This window comes from Acinetobacter sp. (assembly GCF_041911495.1).
Lineage (GTDB): Bacteria > Pseudomonadota > Gammaproteobacteria > Pseudomonadales > Moraxellaceae > Acinetobacter.
This window is the reverse complement of the sequence record NZ_JAYROT010000080.1, coordinates 1-16,702: the sequence shown is the minus strand read 5'-3', so window position 1 is coordinate 16,702 and position 16,702 is coordinate 1. Positions and strand designations below refer to the sequence as shown.

The following is a 16,702-nucleotide window of genomic DNA, read 5'->3' as shown; positions in this document are numbered from 1 at the left end:
GATCAGTGATGAGTCAAAGAAAAAAACAATTATTATCAGGGTTGCGTTCTGTTGCGAGAATGGGCGAAACCGCTATTGTTGCAGCGAAAGCAGGCATTAAGTTTGCTACTGAACAACCGAATCAAGCCCAATTGATGCGTGAAACGTTTGAAGAGCTTGGTTCAACTTACGTCAAGCTTGGTCAGTTTATTGCCAGTACGCCATCATTATTCCCTCGTGAATATGTGGAAGAATTTCAAAAATGTCTAGATCAAACACCTGCTTTGCCATTTAGTTATATTCAGCAAGTGCTTGCAGAGGAGTTTGTAGGTCAAGATTTAAACGATATTTTCCAAAGTATTGAAGAAAAGCCTTTAGCTTCTGCATCTATCGCTCAAGTCCACGCTGCCGTGCTGAAAACAGGCGAAGATGTGGTGATCAAAGTACAAAAGCCGAATGTGGAAACCATTCTTTATACCGATCTAGGTGTGGTGCATTTCGCAGCAAAAATGTTTGAACGTGTCGTTCCGAAAGTCAAATTTGCCTCGCTGTCAGACATCGTTAATGAAATCCGTGTACGCATGGTGCGTGAAGTGGATTTCATTGAAGAGGCGCAAAATCTTGAAGATTTTAAGCAATATCTGCAAGTGAGCCAAAATACCATTGCCACTGCACCGAAAGTCTATCATCAACATTCGACTCGTCGGGTACTGACGATGGAGCGCTTGTATGGCGTGCCACTCACAGATCTTGACGTGGTGAAAAAGTATGCTAAAGATCCAAGTCAAGTGTTGATCGGTGCAATGAATACATGGTTTGGTAGTCTGATGATGTGCCCAAGTTTTCATGCGGATTTGCATGCAGGCAATCTGATGTTGCTCCGTGATGGACGAATTGGTTTTATTGATTTTGGGATTGTCGGGCAGTTGCAACCTGAAGTTTGGTCGGCGTGCATGAAATTTATGGATGCACTGCAACAGACTGACTATGACAATATGGCGATGTACATGCTTCAAATGGGCATGACCGACCAGAATATTGACACCAAAGTTTTGTCTGAAGATTTACAACGTCTGTTTAGTGGCGTGCTCCTGTCTGATCCGCAAGAATTACTCAGCACCAAACCTGCTGATCTCAATGATATTATGCTCGACATCGTTGGGGTTGGTGAGCGTCATGGCATCCGATTCCCACGTGATTTTGCCCTATTATTCAAGCAAATGCTGTATTTTGATCGTTTTATGCGAGTGCTTGCACCTTATACCGACATCTATGCAGACAACCGTTTACAGATGTTGCACGATATTGAACCTGCCTCAAAGTTGATGCATTAATCGATCAAGGTATTTAGTGATAAAAAGGGTAAAGTATGACCGATTTCATTGTTATTGAAGGATTAAAAGTCGATACGGTGATCGGTTGCTTTACTTGGGAAAGGCAAATCCTGCAACGGCTATTGTTGGATTTGAAAATTTCCTGTGATCTGGATCGAGCGTGTCGTAGTGATGCGCTTGAAGATACTTTGAATTATGCCCAAATTTGTGAAATCTGTGAGCAAGTCATTGTCGATGCCAAGCCAAAATTGATCGAACACGTTGCGGATTTAGTGGTTGTGGCATTGATGCAACAGTTTGAAGCCATTGAAAAAATTAACATTACCGTGCGCAAGCCTGCTATTATTCCCGCTGCACAATCCGTCGGAATCCAAATCGAGCGTCAACGTGACTATTTACGCCATCGCCATAGCGACCAATCTAGACAAATCTAAACATTTACAACTTTGCCTAGACACGCTGAAAACGTGGGGCAGTTGCCACGTGTCTTCGGTTTATGAAATTCCATGTCGTGATCAGGTTGGAGCGGATTATTGGAATGCAGCCTGTTTACTTGAATCTAGTTTGACGGTTGAGCAAGTTGTAACTTCATTAAAACAGCTTGAACAAGATACAGGTCGGAAGCGTCCATCGCATAGCATCTCACTCGATGTCGATTTGATTGCGTGGGGCGATACTTTTCAGAGCATGCAATTTAATCCCAAAAAATTGCCACTTGCTGATGATGTGGTGATTCCGTTATCTGAGATTTGGCAGGATGAACGATTGAATCAAATCACGCATGATTTTATGCGCATTGATCTCGCACAAATGAGCTCAAATTAAAACGCTCTGCTGATTACTGTACCATCAAAATTTAAGCAATCGACCACACGGACTCGTTGTACTTCACTTAAATCATCTATATCAAACCACGCATATTCACTATGTTCTTCGCTAAGTTGAATAGTTTGTTTGTCTTTGATTTGACAACGAAAAATGCAGGCATGTGAATTGACCACATGATGAAAATACACACCGCTTAGGTATAGCGCTTCCACCTCACAACCGAGTTCTTCTAAGCATTCCCGATAGAGAGCATCATGAATGGTTTCATTCGGGTCAAGACCGCCACCTGGTAATCCCCAGGCTTTTTCGCCATAAGTTGCTTTCAGAAGTAACACTTGCTGTTGATCATTGAGGATAACGGCATGTGAACCCATTCGGTATAGATCGTGATAGCCCATTGATTTCTCGAAATATGCATTTAGTTGAATGGCGTTAGGCACAATATAGCATGCACTGGGTAATCATCAGTAAAGCTTTGAAATCCGATATTGTTTGTCAAATATTGTTTTTGTTCCACTTTACAAGACTTTTTTTGGACAATGTGTATTTGAGAATTACTTGCTGACATCCTGTAAAAGGATTGACTGGACTGCAACAATTGCTATATTACTAAACTGTAGTTTTATGCGTAAAAATCCGCCATTTCGCCAAGCGCCAACCCATTGATAGTAATTGTAAAAAGACACCATGAGCATCAAAAATTTAAAAGAATTAACACCACGAAAGGCGCTGAACAAAGCCTACTTAAAAGTAAAACCGAATCGGACTGAAATTGAAAATTTCAAGACCAATCTCATTACTTTACTCGACTATACAAACGACACAGAAAGTGAAGAGTTTCACAAAAATTTGGTTTCGGACTTTTTAAAGAAAACCTATTACGACCCGAACCATTTCATCAATACCAAAGGTCGAAACGACTTGGTGATTCATAATGGCAACACAGCTAAAAGTTCGGTTGGTGTAATCCTAGAAGCTAAAAAGCCAACCAATAAAACCGAAATGATCTCTGCCAAAAAGCTCAACACAAAAGCATTTCAGGAATTGGTGTTGTATTACTTACGAGAGCGGATTACGCACAAAAATCTTGAAGTAAAACATTTGGTGGCGACTAACATCAACGAATGGTTTATTTTTGATGCGACCTTATTTGATAGACTTTTTGCCCAAAACAAATGTCTAGTAAAGCAATTCAACGACTTTGAAGACGGACGCTTGGCAGACACGAAAACCGATTTTTTCTACAAACACATTGCCGAGCCATTTATTGCCGCTATCACGTCAGAAATTGAATATACATACTTCAATATTCAGAACTTTCAAAAACCATTACGCAATACCAACAAGGCTGATGACAATTCGCTGATTGCTTTATTCAAACTGTTATCGCCTGAACATCTGTTAAAACTTCCGTTTAGCAACGATAGCAACAGCCTTGATAAGCGCTTTTATGGTGAGTTGTTGCACATTATCGGATTGACCGAAACCAAAGAAAAAAGCAAGAAGCTGATTGGACGGAACAAAGAAGGCGAACGCCACACAGGAACAATTCTTGAAGATACGATCATTCAGCTCGACAGTTTGGATAAATTAAGCCGACTTGATAAGCCTGCTCGGTTTGGTAATAGCAAAGAGGAGCGTCTTTTTAATGTTGCGCTCGAGCTTTCAATCACATGGATCAACCGCATTTTATTTTTGAAGTTGTTAGAAGCTCAACTGATTACCTATCACAAAGGTGACAAATCCTATTCCTTTCTTAACTTTGAAAAAATCAAGAACTATGACGACCTCAATAGTTTGTTTTTTCAGGTCTTGGCACGTCGCTATGACGAGCGTAACCAAGATGTCAAACAAGCATTTGAAAAAACGCCGTATCTCAATTCTTCGCTTTTTGAGCCGACAGACAATGAACAGGTGACTTTGTTTATAAGCAACCTGAAAGACGATAAAACCATTCCGATCTTTACACAAACGGTGCTCAAAGACCAGCAAGGCAAAAAACGGACAGGTAATATTTCCACGCTTCAATATTTATTTGAGTTTTTAGATGCTTACGACTTTGGCGCAGAAGGTAGAGAAGAAATTCAGGAAGACAACAAAACGCTGATTAATGCGTCTGTGCTGGGTTTGATTTTTGAGAAAATCAACGGTTACAAAGACGGTTCGTTTTTCACGCCTGGATTCATCACCATGTATATGTGTCGTGAAACCATTCGCAAAGCGGTTCTTGAGAAATTCAACGAAATCAAAACATGGAATTGCACCACGATTGAAGCGCTTTACGACAAAATTGAAGATCGAAACGAAGCCAACCAGATTGTAAATAGCATTAAGATTTGTGACCCTGCTGTTGGTTCAGGTCACTTTTTGGTTTCGGCACTCAATGAAATGATTGCCGTGAAAAATGACTTAAAAATTCTGCAAGACCTTGATGGAAAACGCCTAAAAGAATATCAGGTGGAAGTGGTCAATGATGAATTGATTGTTACAGACGAAGAAGGCGAACTTTTTGAATACAACCCCACAAACAAAGAAAGCCAACGCATACAACAAACACTTTTCCATGAAAAGCAAACCATTATTGAAAACTGCCTTTTCGGTGTGGACATCAATGCCAACTCGGTAAAAATCTGCCGTTTGCGGTTGTGGATTGAGCTTCTGAAAAATGCGTATTACAAGAATGCCACGGAACTCGAAACACTGCCAAATATTGACATCAACATCAAATGCGGAAACTCGCTGATTAGCCGATTTGCTATTGATGCCGACCTGAAACAAGCCCTGAAAAAGAACAAGTGGTCGATTGATAGCTATCGAACAGCCGTTGACACATATCGTAACGCCCAAAGCAAAGATCAGAAAAGAGAAATGGAGCAACTGATTGCCGACATCAAATCGGATTTTAGAAGTGAAATTTCGTTGAACGATCCAAAAGTGAAGAAACTACGCAGACTGTCTGACGAGTTGCATCAAATGACCAATCAGGGGCAACTTTTTGAGATGAGCAAAAAGGAAAAAGCGGATTGGAATAAGAAAGTCAAAAAGCTCACTGATGAAACCAAGAAACTCGAGATAGAAATCGAAGAGATCAAAGCCAATAAGATTTTTGAAAATGCGTTTGAATGGCGTTTTGAATTTCCTGAAGTGCTCAATGATGATGGCGAGTTTGTCGGCTTTGATGTGGTGATTGGCAATCCGCCATACATTTTATCCCGAGAAAACTTTGACGATAAGGCTAAGCAGTATTTCTATAACAATTTTAATTCAATACACGAGAAGCCTAACTTATATATTCTTTTCATTGAAAAGTCTTTCAGCATATTAAAGAATAAAGGAAATTTTTCTTTCATTATACCAAATTCAATAACTGGCGTAGAGTCTGCCTACAAGATAAGAGACTTATTACTGAATCAAAATCAAATTATTTCATTAATTAATTTACTTGGTGAAACATTTGAAGGTGTAGGTGTAGAATCTTGTATTCTTACTGCATCTAAAATAAATTCTGAAGCAGATATTAAATATTCAAGTTTAAGTTCAGGGATTATAAACGAAGAAGGTTTTGTAACAATAAATCCCAATGTATGGAGACAAAATAGAAATTTCATTTTCGACATAACATCAACTGATGAAGAATCATCAATAATTAATAAAATCAAGACAAAGTCTGAACCCTTAAATCAATATTATGATGTAAAGGTAGGTCTTCAAGCATATGAAAAAGGCAAAGGCAAACCTAAACAAACAGCAGATGATGTTAAAAATCACGTTTTTGATTATGACTACAAATTTGATGAGAATACCTATCCATATTTGAATGGGGCAGATGTCGGCAGGTATATTTTGAATTGGTCAGGTCAGTGGCTTCGTTATGGTGAATGGCTTTCTCAGCCAAAAACAATTGAACAATTTTCTTTACCAAGAATACTTATTCGAGAAATTACAGGAAAGTTTCCGACAGTGGTTCAAGCAATGTATGTTTCTGATACATACTTAAATAATAAAAGCATATTGAATGTATTAAAAAAAGACAGTAAGTACTCCTTATTCTCGCTCTTGGGTTATTTGAACTCAAAGCTCATTAGTTTTTATCACAAACGACAAACAGTTAAGGGAAATAGAAATCTGTTTCCAAAGATTGTGATTAAGGATTTACAGAATTACCCGTTCCCAATAAATCAAGAGTCAATGAAAACACTTGAAGAGTTGACAAAGAACATTTTGGAACTAAAAAAAGATAAATTAGATACCACCGATTTAGAAAACCAAATCGATCAATTGGTTTATCAGCTTTACGACCTGACCGAAGAAGAAATTAACATCATTGAGGACAGCTATACTGTCAGAAATTAGAATGTTTCTTTGAATGTATGACAGGTAATTTTAGATTTCTTATACGCAACGGTTTCAAGGTTGGCACCGATCAGATTATTTTTTGAGATAAAACGATCATGACGGTGCGATATGTTTTTATATTTATTTTTGAAACACAATAATAAAATTGATAAAAATAAAATATAAATAAATTATTTAAGCTATAAGAATGATTTTAGATCATTTTTTTATGATGAATTGGATAGATAAAAAAAGGTCACGATGAAGTGACCTTTTTGACTTGAAAGTGCTGTCAGTTCTGCCAATGAACTACAAGGCTTGTAAACGCTGTCTCATTTACACATTAAAGCGTGATAAGTCTTCTTCAGGACGAGCTGTTAATACTTCAATGCCAGTTTCGGTAACGAGAATGGTATGCTCATATTGTGCAGACAATTTATGATCTTTAGTCACCACAGTCCATTTGTCACCCAAAGTCTTGGTTTGCCAAACACCTGCGTTGACCATCGGCTCAATGGTAAAGGTCATGCCTGCTTCTAAGCGCATACCAGTGCCTTTTTGACCATAATGAAGCACTTGCGGATCATCATGGAATACTGAGCCAATACCATGACCACAATATTCACGTACTACGCTAAAGCGTTGGCTTTCCACATATTTTTGAATGGCATAACCAATATCACCGACAAATGAACCTGCACGAACCGTTTCCATGCCGATATACATTGCTTCTTGTGCGACTTTGCATAGACGATCAGCCAAGATAGTCGTTTCACCGCCGACCACATACATCATATTGGTATCGCCGTGATAGCCGTCTTTAATCACGGTGACATCAATATTGAGAATGTCGCCTTTTTTCAAGACTTTATTATCTGCTGGAATACCGTGGCAGACCACGTGATTGACTGAAGTACAAATACTGTGCTGAAAAGCTGGACGACCATGACCACCACCGTAACCTAAACACGCAGGAATGGCATTTTGCACATTGACAATATAGTCATGACAGCGAGTATCAAGTTCGAGTGTGGTTACACCGGGTAAGATGTATGGTTTGATCATATCCAGTACTTCTGCCGCCAGTCGTCCCGCAATGCGCATTTTTTCGATGGCGTCAGGGGATTTAATTAGGCGACTTGGAGCAGATTGATAACTATTCATGATCTATAAAAACTTTTGGTAATTTAAACAAGTCTATGGTATAAAGAGCGCCTCATTTTATCAAATGGTTTTTCATGTGTTTTTAGGGCACAGTTTAAGACGAAGGATTTTGTTTTGATTTAAATCTCAGACAAATCTTATGTATTGTTAAAATGATGAATTAAAAATCCGCACATATGTCGACACATTACTCTGGGTGCTTTAATTAAATCAATGTCTTAGAAGGATAAATTCCAATCTAAAACATCAAGATTGAATAAGGTGGAGAATGCGGACATATGGAGGCCTAACCCAAACTTTAAGGTAAAGAAAATGGCAGATTATAACGTAAGTATGCGTGACCTTCTTCAAGCTGGTGCGCACTTCGGTCACCAAACACGTTTTTGGAATCCAAAAATGCGTAATTACATTTTTGGTGCACGTAACAAAATTCACATCATCAATCTTGATAAAACTGTTCCAGCATTGAACGATGCGTTGAATATGGTGAACGGTCTTGCTAGCAAAAAGAATAAAGTTCTTTTCGTTGGTACAAAGCGTGCAGCGTCTAACATCATCCGTGAACAAGCTCAACGCGCAGGTCAACCATACGTTGATCACCGTTGGTTAGGTGGTATGTTGACGAACTGGAAAACTTTACGTCAATCAATCAACCGCTTGAAAGATCTTCAAACTCAATCTGAAGATGGTACTTTTGCGAAATTGACTAAGCGTGAAGCGCTAGAACGTACTCGTGAAATGGACAAACTTGAGCGTTCACTTGGTGGCGTAAAGAACATGGGCGGTTTGCCTGATGCGATTTTTGTTATCGACGTTGACCACGAAGCGATTGCAATCAAAGAAGCGAACAACTTGGGTATTCCTGTAATCGGTATCGTTGATACAAACTCCAATCCAGATGGCGTTGATTACATCATTCCTGGTAATGACGATGCGATCCGTGCAGTAACTTTGTATGCTTCTGCAATGGCGAATGCAATCTTGGCGGGTAAAGAGTACGCTCAAACTCAGTCAAATGCACAAGCTAAAAATGAAGCGGCTGCAGAAGACGCATCTCAAGAAGCGTAATTGCTTTTGCGCTTAGTTTAAAAGGCTTTTTGCCGTTGTGATGTCATTTTAATGTTGTTATTTAAATTTTTCATTATAGTGACATGCAAAAAAGACAGACTAAGCGCACAAAAGAAACGACTCCTGAAGTCGTTTTTTACTAATCGCTTTTTATTTAAAGATTTTGTTTTAAATCAATCATCCGAATTAGGAGAATGACATGACTGCAATTACTGCAAGCATGGTAAAAGAATTACGTGACCGTACTGGTCTAGCAATGATGGAATGCAAAAAAGCATTGGAAGAAGCGAGTGGCGACATCGAGCTAGCGATTGATAACCTTCGTAAATCTGGTCAAGCAAAAGCTGCTAAAAAAGCAGGCAACATTGCTGCTGACGGTGCGATCACGATCGTACAAGAAGGCAATAAAGCACTTCTTTTAGAAGTAAACTGCCAAACTGATTTCGTTGCTAAAGACGAAAACTTCAGCAACTTCTCAAATAAAGTTGCAAATGCTGCACTTGCTGCTGGCGAAACTGATGCTGCGAAAATCGCAGAACTTAAACTTGAAGATGGTACAACTGTTGAAGAAACACGTATCGCTTTGGTTCAAAAAATCGGTGAAAACATCCAAGTACGTCGTGCAAAAATCGTTGAAGGCGACAACTTGGCAGTGTATAAGCACGGTTTGAAAATCGGTGTAGTAGTTTCTTACACAGGTGATGCGGACACAGGTAAAGGTTTGGCGATGCACGTTGCTGCATTCAACCCAGTTGCAGTATCTGCTGAAGATGTTCCTGCTGACTTGGTTGCAAAAGAGAAAGAAATTGCAGAAGCGAAGGCTCAAGAGTCTGGCAAACCTGCAAACATCATTGAAAAAATGGTTTCTGGTTCAGTAGAAAAATACTTGAACGAAGTATCTCTTGATCGTCAAATGTATGTGATCGACAACGACAAGAAAGTTGCTGATGTACTTAAAGCAACTGGTACGACTGTTGCACAATTCGTTCGCTTCGAAGTAGGCGAAGGGATTGAGAAAAAAGCTGAAATGAGTTTTGCTGAAGAAGTTGCTGCTGCTCAAGCTGCTGCTAAATAAGCAGACTGCTTTTAAAAATGGAAAGATTGCCGAAATAAACTTCTAAAAATCTTTTCCTTTTGACCAAAAGGACTGAACATTGATCGTGTTTAGTCCTTTTTATTTCTAATCAAACTATGTTAGCGTAGTTGTTAGCATAATATCCATGAGCTAAATCATTACAGGTGTTAAAGTGATGAAGAAGAAAGTAGCAATCAAACTGCCATTCCCAATGCCATCGCAAAGCGATGACCAACAAGCACTCGATGCGCAAGATACACATAGCCATGTGCGTCCGAAACCTGAACAATATGCGGATCGGACATGGATGCCGCCACGTGGTACACGTCGTTCGATGGGTAAACGCTAATTTGATGCTTGCAATGTGATTGAGTATGGATTTTAAGGAGAAAATCAAATGAATATGAAACAGGATTTTAGTAGCTACCAAGCACCTGAGCATACAGAAAAACTACAAATGCCGATCAAAGATTATCAGCAGTTTTATCGCTTTTATCTCACAGAACATCATGACCTGAATTGTCGCCGTTTACATTTTCTCGGCAGTAGTTTGGGGCTTTTGGCTTTTCGTAAAGCGATTAAAACTCGTCAAAAGCGCTATGTGGCTTTAGGATTTTTCGCTGGTTATGCCTGTGCTTGGATCGGTCATTTTGGCTTTGAAAAGAATAAACCTGCTTCATTTAAACAGCCTTTGTACAGTTTTGTGTCGGACTGGCGGATGTACTACCACATTGCGACAGGTCAGATTAGTTTGACGGATCAAGCGAAGGATAAATTTCCGCATTAAATATTCTGATGATTACTTCAGAGTTTTTTAAAGTATAAAAATGAGAACTAGATAGCCATGCGTGCCTAAATTTGTCAAATCGCTGTTTTTATATTATGAATTTTGGTTAGAATGTTTAAGTTGATGATTATGCCTGCTCAATGTGTAGGCTTATTTTTGATAATTCATTCACTTTGATGTGCAAGATTTAGATTGATATGAAAAAGTTTATTCTTCGTTTATTACTGTTTTTTGTCTGTGCGGTGCTGTTGGTACAAATTTGGATTTTCACCAGTTTGGCGTACTGGCGTTTTTTCCCAGTGGAAACAACCATGTTTATGCGCACTTACTATCTCACGACACCAAATGCCAAAGTCGTGCATGAATGGAAAGATAGCGAAGATATTAGCGATAACTTTAAACGTGCTGTGATCACCGCAGAAGATGGGCGATTCCTTGAGCACAATGGCTTCGACTGGGAAGGCATTGAGGATGCAATCAAGAAGAATGAAAAGAAAGGCGAAGTCGTTGCAGGTGGCTCGACCATTTCACAACAATTGGCTAAGAATCTATTTTTATTTAACAAACGCTCTTATGTACGCAAAGCTCAAGAAGCCGTTGCAACATGGATGATGGAGCGTATGTGGTCTAAAGCCCGTATTCTGGAAGTCTATGTCAATTCAGTTGAATTTGGTGAAGGGATTTACGGTATTGAAGCAGCGACTCAACATTATTATGGTAAAAGTGCTAAAAGCCTGACCAAAGATCAAGCTGCGCATCTTGCATCTATGCTTCCAAATCCACGTTACTATGAAGATCATGGTCCTGATGGCAAATTCAAAGCACGTAAGCGTATGATTTTACGCTATATGAAATATAGTCACTTGCCGAATTAGTATACTAATCTCAGCTATAGCTTGTTGGTTTACGCATTAAGATATTGGTTTATCTATCTAATATTTAATTATAAAAATCAATTTATATTTTTTAAAAAATGATATTGACCTCGCCTCACTGCTGAGCACGTACAAGCACTGCATATACGTAGTGCAAGAGCTCGGCGTGGAGGGGGGTTGGGGTACTTCGTCCCCCAACCCCAAGCGCAATTTTGGTTGGCATAGTCAACCAAAATTGCCAAAATCTAAGTTTTTTAAGCATTCAATGCGACAGTCATGCTTTTATAAAAAATTGGGATTGGCGTGAATTAGTGCGAGTGCGTATTTTAACATGATCATTGAATTTAATTTATTGCTAAACAAGATTTTTACCGAATTGTCATAATTATGTCGCATAATAAAGAAAACAATCTCATTGATAAATTTAAGGCAGTCTTTCAATGAATCAAGCAGCATCGAATCCATCAACAGAAGCGACCAATAATTATACTTTTCATGATCGTTATATCAATCGTGAGCTCTCAATTTTAGACTTCCATCTGCGTGTGCTTGAACAAGCGGTCAATCCTGCACACCCATTATTAGATCGTCTGACCTTTCTATTGATCTTTTCAAGTAATATGGATGAGTTTTTTGAAATCCGTGTCGCAGGTGTACTTGAGCAATTGTACTTAGGTAATGAAAGCCATAGCCCAGATGGACTTACACCCCGTGAGGTGCTTGATCGTATTTCTGAAACGGCACATGCGGCGATTGATCGTCAATATCGTATATTGAATGAGGAAATTTTACCAAAGCTACGTGAAGAAAATATTTGTTTCCTCAAACGTGATGAACTCACGGATGAGCAATTAGTTTGGTTGAAAAAATATTTCCAAGAACAAGTTGCACCTGTTCTTACGCCGATTAGCCTTGATCCTGCGCACCCATTTCCTCGGTTAGTCAATAAAAGTCTAAACTTTATTGTTACTTTAGAAGGCAAAGATGCTTTCGGTCGTCAAATCGAGCTTGCGGTCGTACCTGCACCACGTTCGCTACCTCGTGTGGTACGTTTACCTGATGAGCTAACTGGTGGACATGAGCATCATGTGATGCTCTCTGCAATTATTCATGAGCATGTGTCTGATCTTTTCCCAGGGATGACGGCGACAGGTTGCTATCAATTCCGTGTCACGCGGAATGCCGATTTGGCACTCAATGAAGATGTTGAAGATTTGGCGATTGCCTTAAAAGGTGAATTGAGCTCACGTCGCTTTGGTCGTGCTGTGCGCCTAGAAGTGACTGAAAACTGCCCTCAACATATCTATGAATATTTACTTGAAGAGTTCCATCTAGAAGAATCTGACCTGTATAAAGTCAATGGTCCTGTGAACTTAACTAGACTCATTTCCAACTTTAAACGTCCACACTTGCGTTATACTGCGCACACGCCAATAATCCCAAAGGTGCTCAAAAAGTCTGAAAGCATTTTTTCAGCGATGAAAAAGCAAGATATTTTACTGCATCATCCGTATGAGTCTTTTGCGCCAGTGATTAATTTACTTCGTGAAGCGGCACGTGATCCAAAAGTTTTAGCGATTAAGCAAACTTTGTATCGTAGCGGACCTAACTCGGAAATCGTACAAGTGCTTGCCGAAGCGGCTCGTAATGGCAAAGAAGTCACCGCTGTCATTGAACTTCGTGCTCGATTTGATGAAGAGTCCAATATTGCCGTCGCGAATATTCTACAAGAGGCAGGTGCGGTCGTTGTATATGGTATTGTGGGCTATAAAACTCATGCCAAAATGATCTTAATTGTCCGTCGTGAAGACAATCAACTGATGCGTTATGTCCATCTTGGGACAGGTAACTATCATGCAGGTAATGCAAGGATTTATACCGATTATGGTTTATTAACCACCAATAAAGAGCTTTCGGAAGATGTACATCGTGTCTTCCAAGAGCTAACGGGTATGGGTAAAACTGTTAAATTGAAAAAACTTTTACATGCTCCATTTACCCTACATCAGCAACTCATGAACTTTATTGACCATGAAATTGCCAATGCTATTGCAGGTAAAAATGCACGTATCATCGTCAAAGTGAATGCGATTACAGAACAGCAATTAATTGATAAATTGTATGAAGCCTCGCAAGCAGGCGTGAAAATTGATCTCATCATTCGTTCGATTTGTTGCTTACGTCCTCAGCTGAAAGGCTTATCGGAAAATATCCATGTGCGTTCGATCGTCGGTCGTTTCTTAGAACACACACGTGTTTATTATTTTGAAAATGATGGTAATCCACGTGTTTATTGCTCAAGTGCCGACTGGATGGATCGGAATCTATTTAGTCGTGTAGAAGCGTGTTTCCCAGTTGAAGATCCTGTTTTGCGTAAGCGCATCATTGAACAAGGTTTATTGAATTATCTCAAAGACAATCAACAAGCCTGGGAGCTTCAACCTGATGCTCAATGGCTAAGTATTTCACCGAAAGAAGGTGAAGAGGTTTATATTTCACAACAAGTATTGTTAGAGCATTTTCAATAAGCTGTACATTTAAAATCCATAAAAATAGAGGCATTAATTTTGAATTATGCCTCTATTTTTTGTTTCAGTTTTTTTATTTCAGCGTCAAATCTAAGCTCTTAATGCCGCAAAGAATCGACCAATACGACTGACCGCTTCACGTAACTCTGTTGGCGCAGGTAAGAACACCACACGGAAGTGATCAGGTGTCGGCCAGTTAAATCCTGTGCCTTGTACCAATAATACTTTTTCAGCACGAAGAAGGTTAAGCATGAGTTCCTCATCATCTTCGATTGGATAAATATTTGGATCAAGTTTCGGGAAACAGTACATTGCACCTTCAGGTTTAACACAGCTGATACCTGGGATTTCATTCAGCATTTCCCATGCGATATTACGCTGTTCGTATAAGCGACCACCTGGGCGAATCAAGTCATTAATCGACTGATAACCACCGAGCGCAGTTTGAATCGCATATTGCGCTTGGACATTGGCACACAAACGCATTGAAGCAAGCATGTCTAAGCCTTCGATAAAGTCTTTTGCTTTAGATTTATCACCTGAGATCGCCATCCAACCCGCACGAAAACCTGCAATGCGATAAGACTTTGATAAGCCATTAAATGAAATACATAGCAAATCTTTAGCGATTGATGCAACCGATACATGCTCAATACCGTCATAGATGATCTTGTCGTAGATTTCATCAGCAAACAAAATCAAATCGTGCTTACGTGCCAATGCCACGATCTGTTCTAAGACATGACGAGGGTAGACTGAGCCTGTTGGATTGTTTGGGTTAATGATCACAATACCACGTGTATTGGCTGTGATTTTTGATTCCATATCGGCAATATCAGGATACCAACTATTTTCTTCATCACATTTGTAATGAATCGCTGTGCCGCCTGATAGATTCACCGCAGCGGTCCATAGTGGATAGTCAGGCATTGGAATGAGCATCTCATCGCCATCATTGAGCAAACCTTGCATCGACATCACAATCAGCTCTGACACACCATTACCGATATACACATCGTTGACGTGTAAATCTAAAATGCCTTTTTGCTGATAATACTGACACACTGCTTTACGTGCAGGGAAAATGCCTTTTGAATCTGAATAGCCTATGGCATTCGGAAGATTGAGCGCCACATCATTGATGATTTCTTGCGGTGCTTCAAAACCAAATGGCGCAGGATTGCCAATATTCAACTTGATAATACGGTGACCTTGTTCCTCCATCTCATTGGCGGCTCGTAACACAGGTCCGCGAATATCGTAGCAAACATGCTCCAATTTAGCTGATTTTTTAATTTCCCGTGTATACCGACTTTGAGTGGACATGACCTTTTCCAGTAATTTCCAATGAATGATTGTAAGGCGAGAGCAAAACATCGTTAAAAGTTTTACTCATTTTCATATATTTACACTAGCAATTTTTATTTCAGTAGCGTAAATATAAGATGTGCAATCATGACATTTTCAACACAAGAATGAAAGGAGCGGACAATGGGAAAAGTCAATAAAACAGACCGCGAGTGGCAACGTGAGCTGAGTCCAGAAGAGTTTCGTATCACTCGTCAGAAAGGTACAGAACCTGCATTTACAGGACAATACTGGAATAGCAAAGCAGATGGCGTGTACAAATGCCGTTGCTGCGGTACGCCATTATTCTCTTCAGAAACCAAATATGATTCAGGTTCTGGTTGGCCAAGTTTTTATCGTCCGATTGATCAAAGTAATATCGAAGAACATAATGATCAAAGTCACGGTATGACACGTACGGAGTTGACTTGCCATAATTGTGATGCCCATCTTGGGCATGTCTTTGAAGATGGACCACAACCTACAGGTTTGCGCTACTGCATCAATTCTGCCTCTTTAAAATTACAAACACAACAAAATGTCGATGAGGACAATTATCCATGAGTCATATTTACCAATTTGAAGCGGAGCTCTTAGAGGGTGGGACGCAAAGCCTGTCTGAATATAAAGGCAAAGTAATTTTGATCGTTAATACAGCGAGTAAGTGTGGATTTACACCGCAATTTCACGGTTTAGAAAATGTCTATGAAAAATATAAAGATCAAGGTTTAGTGGTACTTGGCTTTCCATGCAATCAATTTGGTGGGCAAGATCCGGGTAGTAATGAAGAAATTGGCGAGTTCTGTCAGCGTAATTATGGCGTGAGCTTTCCAATGTTTGCAAAGGTCGATGTGAAAGGGCCTGAATCACATGCGATCTTCCGTTATCTCACACGTGAAACTAAAGGTTTTATCAATCGTAATATTAAGTGGAACTTTACCAAGTTTCTCATTGGTCGTGATGGACAAATACTTGGACGTTATGCACCAACCACCAAGCCTGAAAGCCTAGAAGCAGATATCGAAAAAGCTTTGGCTTAAATGATGAATATTTAGAATGACTTGAATAAGACCAAAGCAGTGCTTTGGTCTTAACGTATTCTGTGCGGTTTAATCATGCAAAATAGCACTCACTTCATCAGACGCATAAAATTGCATCAGATAAAAACGAATACGATCGGAAAAATATCCATCAATCACCAACTTTTCAATAATCGGTAAACACAAATCCGCAAGCTCTGAACGCAGTAAATCCTGATCAACATTGATGTCTGCAAGCACTTTGGCAAATGTATCGTTCTGATGGATGTCAATCCAGTGCGCAACACCTGTTGAAACTTGTTCTTGTAAATATTCTGTTTGACGAAGATGATCCCAAATTTT

15 protein-coding genes and 1 pseudogene are annotated in these 16,702 nt (G+C 39.5%); 12 read left to right on the top strand and 4 right to left on the bottom strand.

Translation table 11 applies throughout. The annotated features are described in order from the left end of the window. The first annotated feature begins 8 nt into the window (after positions 1 to 8). Genes ACE3PQ_RS10450 through ACE3PQ_RS10440 form a run of 3 tightly spaced genes read left to right on the top strand, consistent with a single transcriptional unit; the run spans position 9 to position 2,138 of the window. On the top strand, positions 9 to 1,313 hold the full coding sequence (locus ACE3PQ_RS10450; RefSeq protein ID WP_374297582.1) for an ABC1 kinase family protein: 1,305 nt from the start codon (positions 9 to 11) through the stop codon (positions 1,311 to 1,313). A gap of 35 nt (positions 1,314 to 1,348) precedes the next feature. Next, positions 1,349 to 1,747, top strand: a complete 399-nt coding sequence (gene folB, locus ACE3PQ_RS10445) for a dihydroneopterin aldolase (protein WP_374297581.1) — start codon at positions 1,349 to 1,351, stop codon at positions 1,745 to 1,747. After that, a complete protein-coding gene (locus tag ACE3PQ_RS10440; protein ID WP_374297579.1) occupies positions 1,701 to 2,138 on the top strand; it encodes a 2-amino-4-hydroxy-6-hydroxymethyldihydropteridine diphosphokinase in 438 nt (145 codons plus the stop codon). The genes folB and ACE3PQ_RS10440 overlap by 47 nt, the downstream gene beginning before the upstream one ends. Here ACE3PQ_RS10440 and ACE3PQ_RS10435 read toward each other — a convergent pair. Further along, positions 2,135 to 2,539 (bottom strand): NUDIX hydrolase, encoded by a 405-nt coding sequence (locus ACE3PQ_RS10435; RefSeq protein ID WP_374297577.1) that lies wholly within the window; start codon positions 2,537 to 2,539, stop codon positions 2,135 to 2,137. The genes ACE3PQ_RS10440 and ACE3PQ_RS10435 overlap by 4 nt on opposite strands. Before the next feature lie 289 nt (positions 2,540 to 2,828). Between ACE3PQ_RS10435 and ACE3PQ_RS10430 the strand changes: the two genes are divergently transcribed. Further along, complete coding sequence (locus tag ACE3PQ_RS10430) at positions 2,829 to 6,494, top strand: Eco57I restriction-modification methylase domain-containing protein (RefSeq protein ID WP_374297575.1); 3,666 nt, start codon at positions 2,829 to 2,831, stop codon at positions 6,492 to 6,494. Positions 6,495 to 6,812: 318 nt separating this feature from the next. Here the strand turns inward: ACE3PQ_RS10430 and map are convergent, their stop codons facing one another. Further along, complete coding sequence (gene map / locus ACE3PQ_RS10425; RefSeq protein ID WP_374297573.1) at positions 6,813 to 7,640, bottom strand: type I methionyl aminopeptidase; 828 nt, start codon at positions 7,638 to 7,640, stop codon at positions 6,813 to 6,815. A 312-nt stretch (positions 7,641 to 7,952) separates the two neighbouring features. Here map and rpsB point away from each other — a divergent pair, with 312 nt between their 5' ends. The 6 genes from rpsB (at position 7,953) to ppk1 (ending at position 13,973) form a co-directional block, all read left to right on the top strand. Then, entirely contained in the window at positions 7,953 to 8,708 is a 756-nt protein-coding gene (gene rpsB / locus ACE3PQ_RS10420) for a 30S ribosomal protein S2 (protein ID WP_241571101.1), read from the top strand. 199 nt (positions 8,709 to 8,907) lie between these two features. Further along, positions 8,908 to 9,783, top strand: a complete 876-nt coding sequence (tsf, locus tag ACE3PQ_RS10415) for a translation elongation factor Ts (RefSeq protein WP_241571102.1) — start codon at positions 8,908 to 8,910, stop codon at positions 9,781 to 9,783. Between the two features lie 175 nt (positions 9,784 to 9,958). Continuing rightward, complete coding sequence (locus tag ACE3PQ_RS10410; protein WP_241571103.1) at positions 9,959 to 10,132, top strand: hypothetical protein; 174 nt, start codon at positions 9,959 to 9,961, stop codon at positions 10,130 to 10,132. A 48-nt stretch (positions 10,133 to 10,180) separates the two neighbouring features. Further along, the gene (locus ACE3PQ_RS10405; protein WP_374297570.1) at positions 10,181 to 10,570 is read left to right on the top strand and encodes an Mpo1-like protein; all 390 of its coding nucleotides are present in this window, start codon (positions 10,181 to 10,183) and stop codon (positions 10,568 to 10,570) included. Positions 10,571 to 10,767: 197 nt separating this feature from the next. After that, positions 10,768 to 11,445 carry a monofunctional biosynthetic peptidoglycan transglycosylase gene (gene mtgA / locus ACE3PQ_RS10400; RefSeq protein WP_374297568.1) on the top strand — a complete coding sequence of 226 codons (678 nt, stop codon included), beginning with the start codon at positions 10,768 to 10,770 and terminating at the stop codon, positions 11,443 to 11,445. Positions 11,446 to 11,885: 440 nt separating this feature from the next. Beyond that, positions 11,886 to 13,973: a polyphosphate kinase 1 gene (gene ppk1, locus ACE3PQ_RS10395; protein ID WP_374297566.1), complete on the top strand. Its 2,088-nt coding sequence runs from the start codon at positions 11,886 to 11,888 to the stop codon at positions 13,971 to 13,973. A 90-nt stretch (positions 13,974 to 14,063) separates the two neighbouring features. On the opposite strand, the gene ACE3PQ_RS10390 is transcribed toward ppk1, so the two are convergent. Beyond that, a complete protein-coding gene (locus ACE3PQ_RS10390) occupies positions 14,064 to 15,299 on the bottom strand; it encodes a pyridoxal phosphate-dependent aminotransferase (RefSeq protein ID WP_374297564.1) in 1,236 nt (411 codons plus the stop codon). A gap of 165 nt (positions 15,300 to 15,464) precedes the next feature. Here ACE3PQ_RS10390 and msrB point away from each other — a divergent pair, with 165 nt between their 5' ends. Both msrB and ACE3PQ_RS10380 read left to right on the top strand, forming a co-directional pair. After that, complete coding sequence (gene msrB / locus ACE3PQ_RS10385; RefSeq protein ID WP_241571107.1) at positions 15,465 to 15,884, top strand: peptide-methionine (R)-S-oxide reductase MsrB; 420 nt, start codon at positions 15,465 to 15,467, stop codon at positions 15,882 to 15,884. Further along, positions 15,881 to 16,360, top strand: a complete 480-nt coding sequence (locus tag ACE3PQ_RS10380) for a glutathione peroxidase (RefSeq protein ID WP_374297561.1) — start codon at positions 15,881 to 15,883, stop codon at positions 16,358 to 16,360. Before msrB ends, ACE3PQ_RS10380 begins: the two co-directional genes overlap by 4 nt. Positions 16,361 to 16,429: 69 nt before the next feature. On the opposite strand, the pseudogene ACE3PQ_RS10375 reads toward ACE3PQ_RS10380, so the two are convergent. Beyond that, positions 16,430 to 16,702, bottom strand: a pseudogene (locus ACE3PQ_RS10375) (hypothetical protein); the annotation flags it as partial.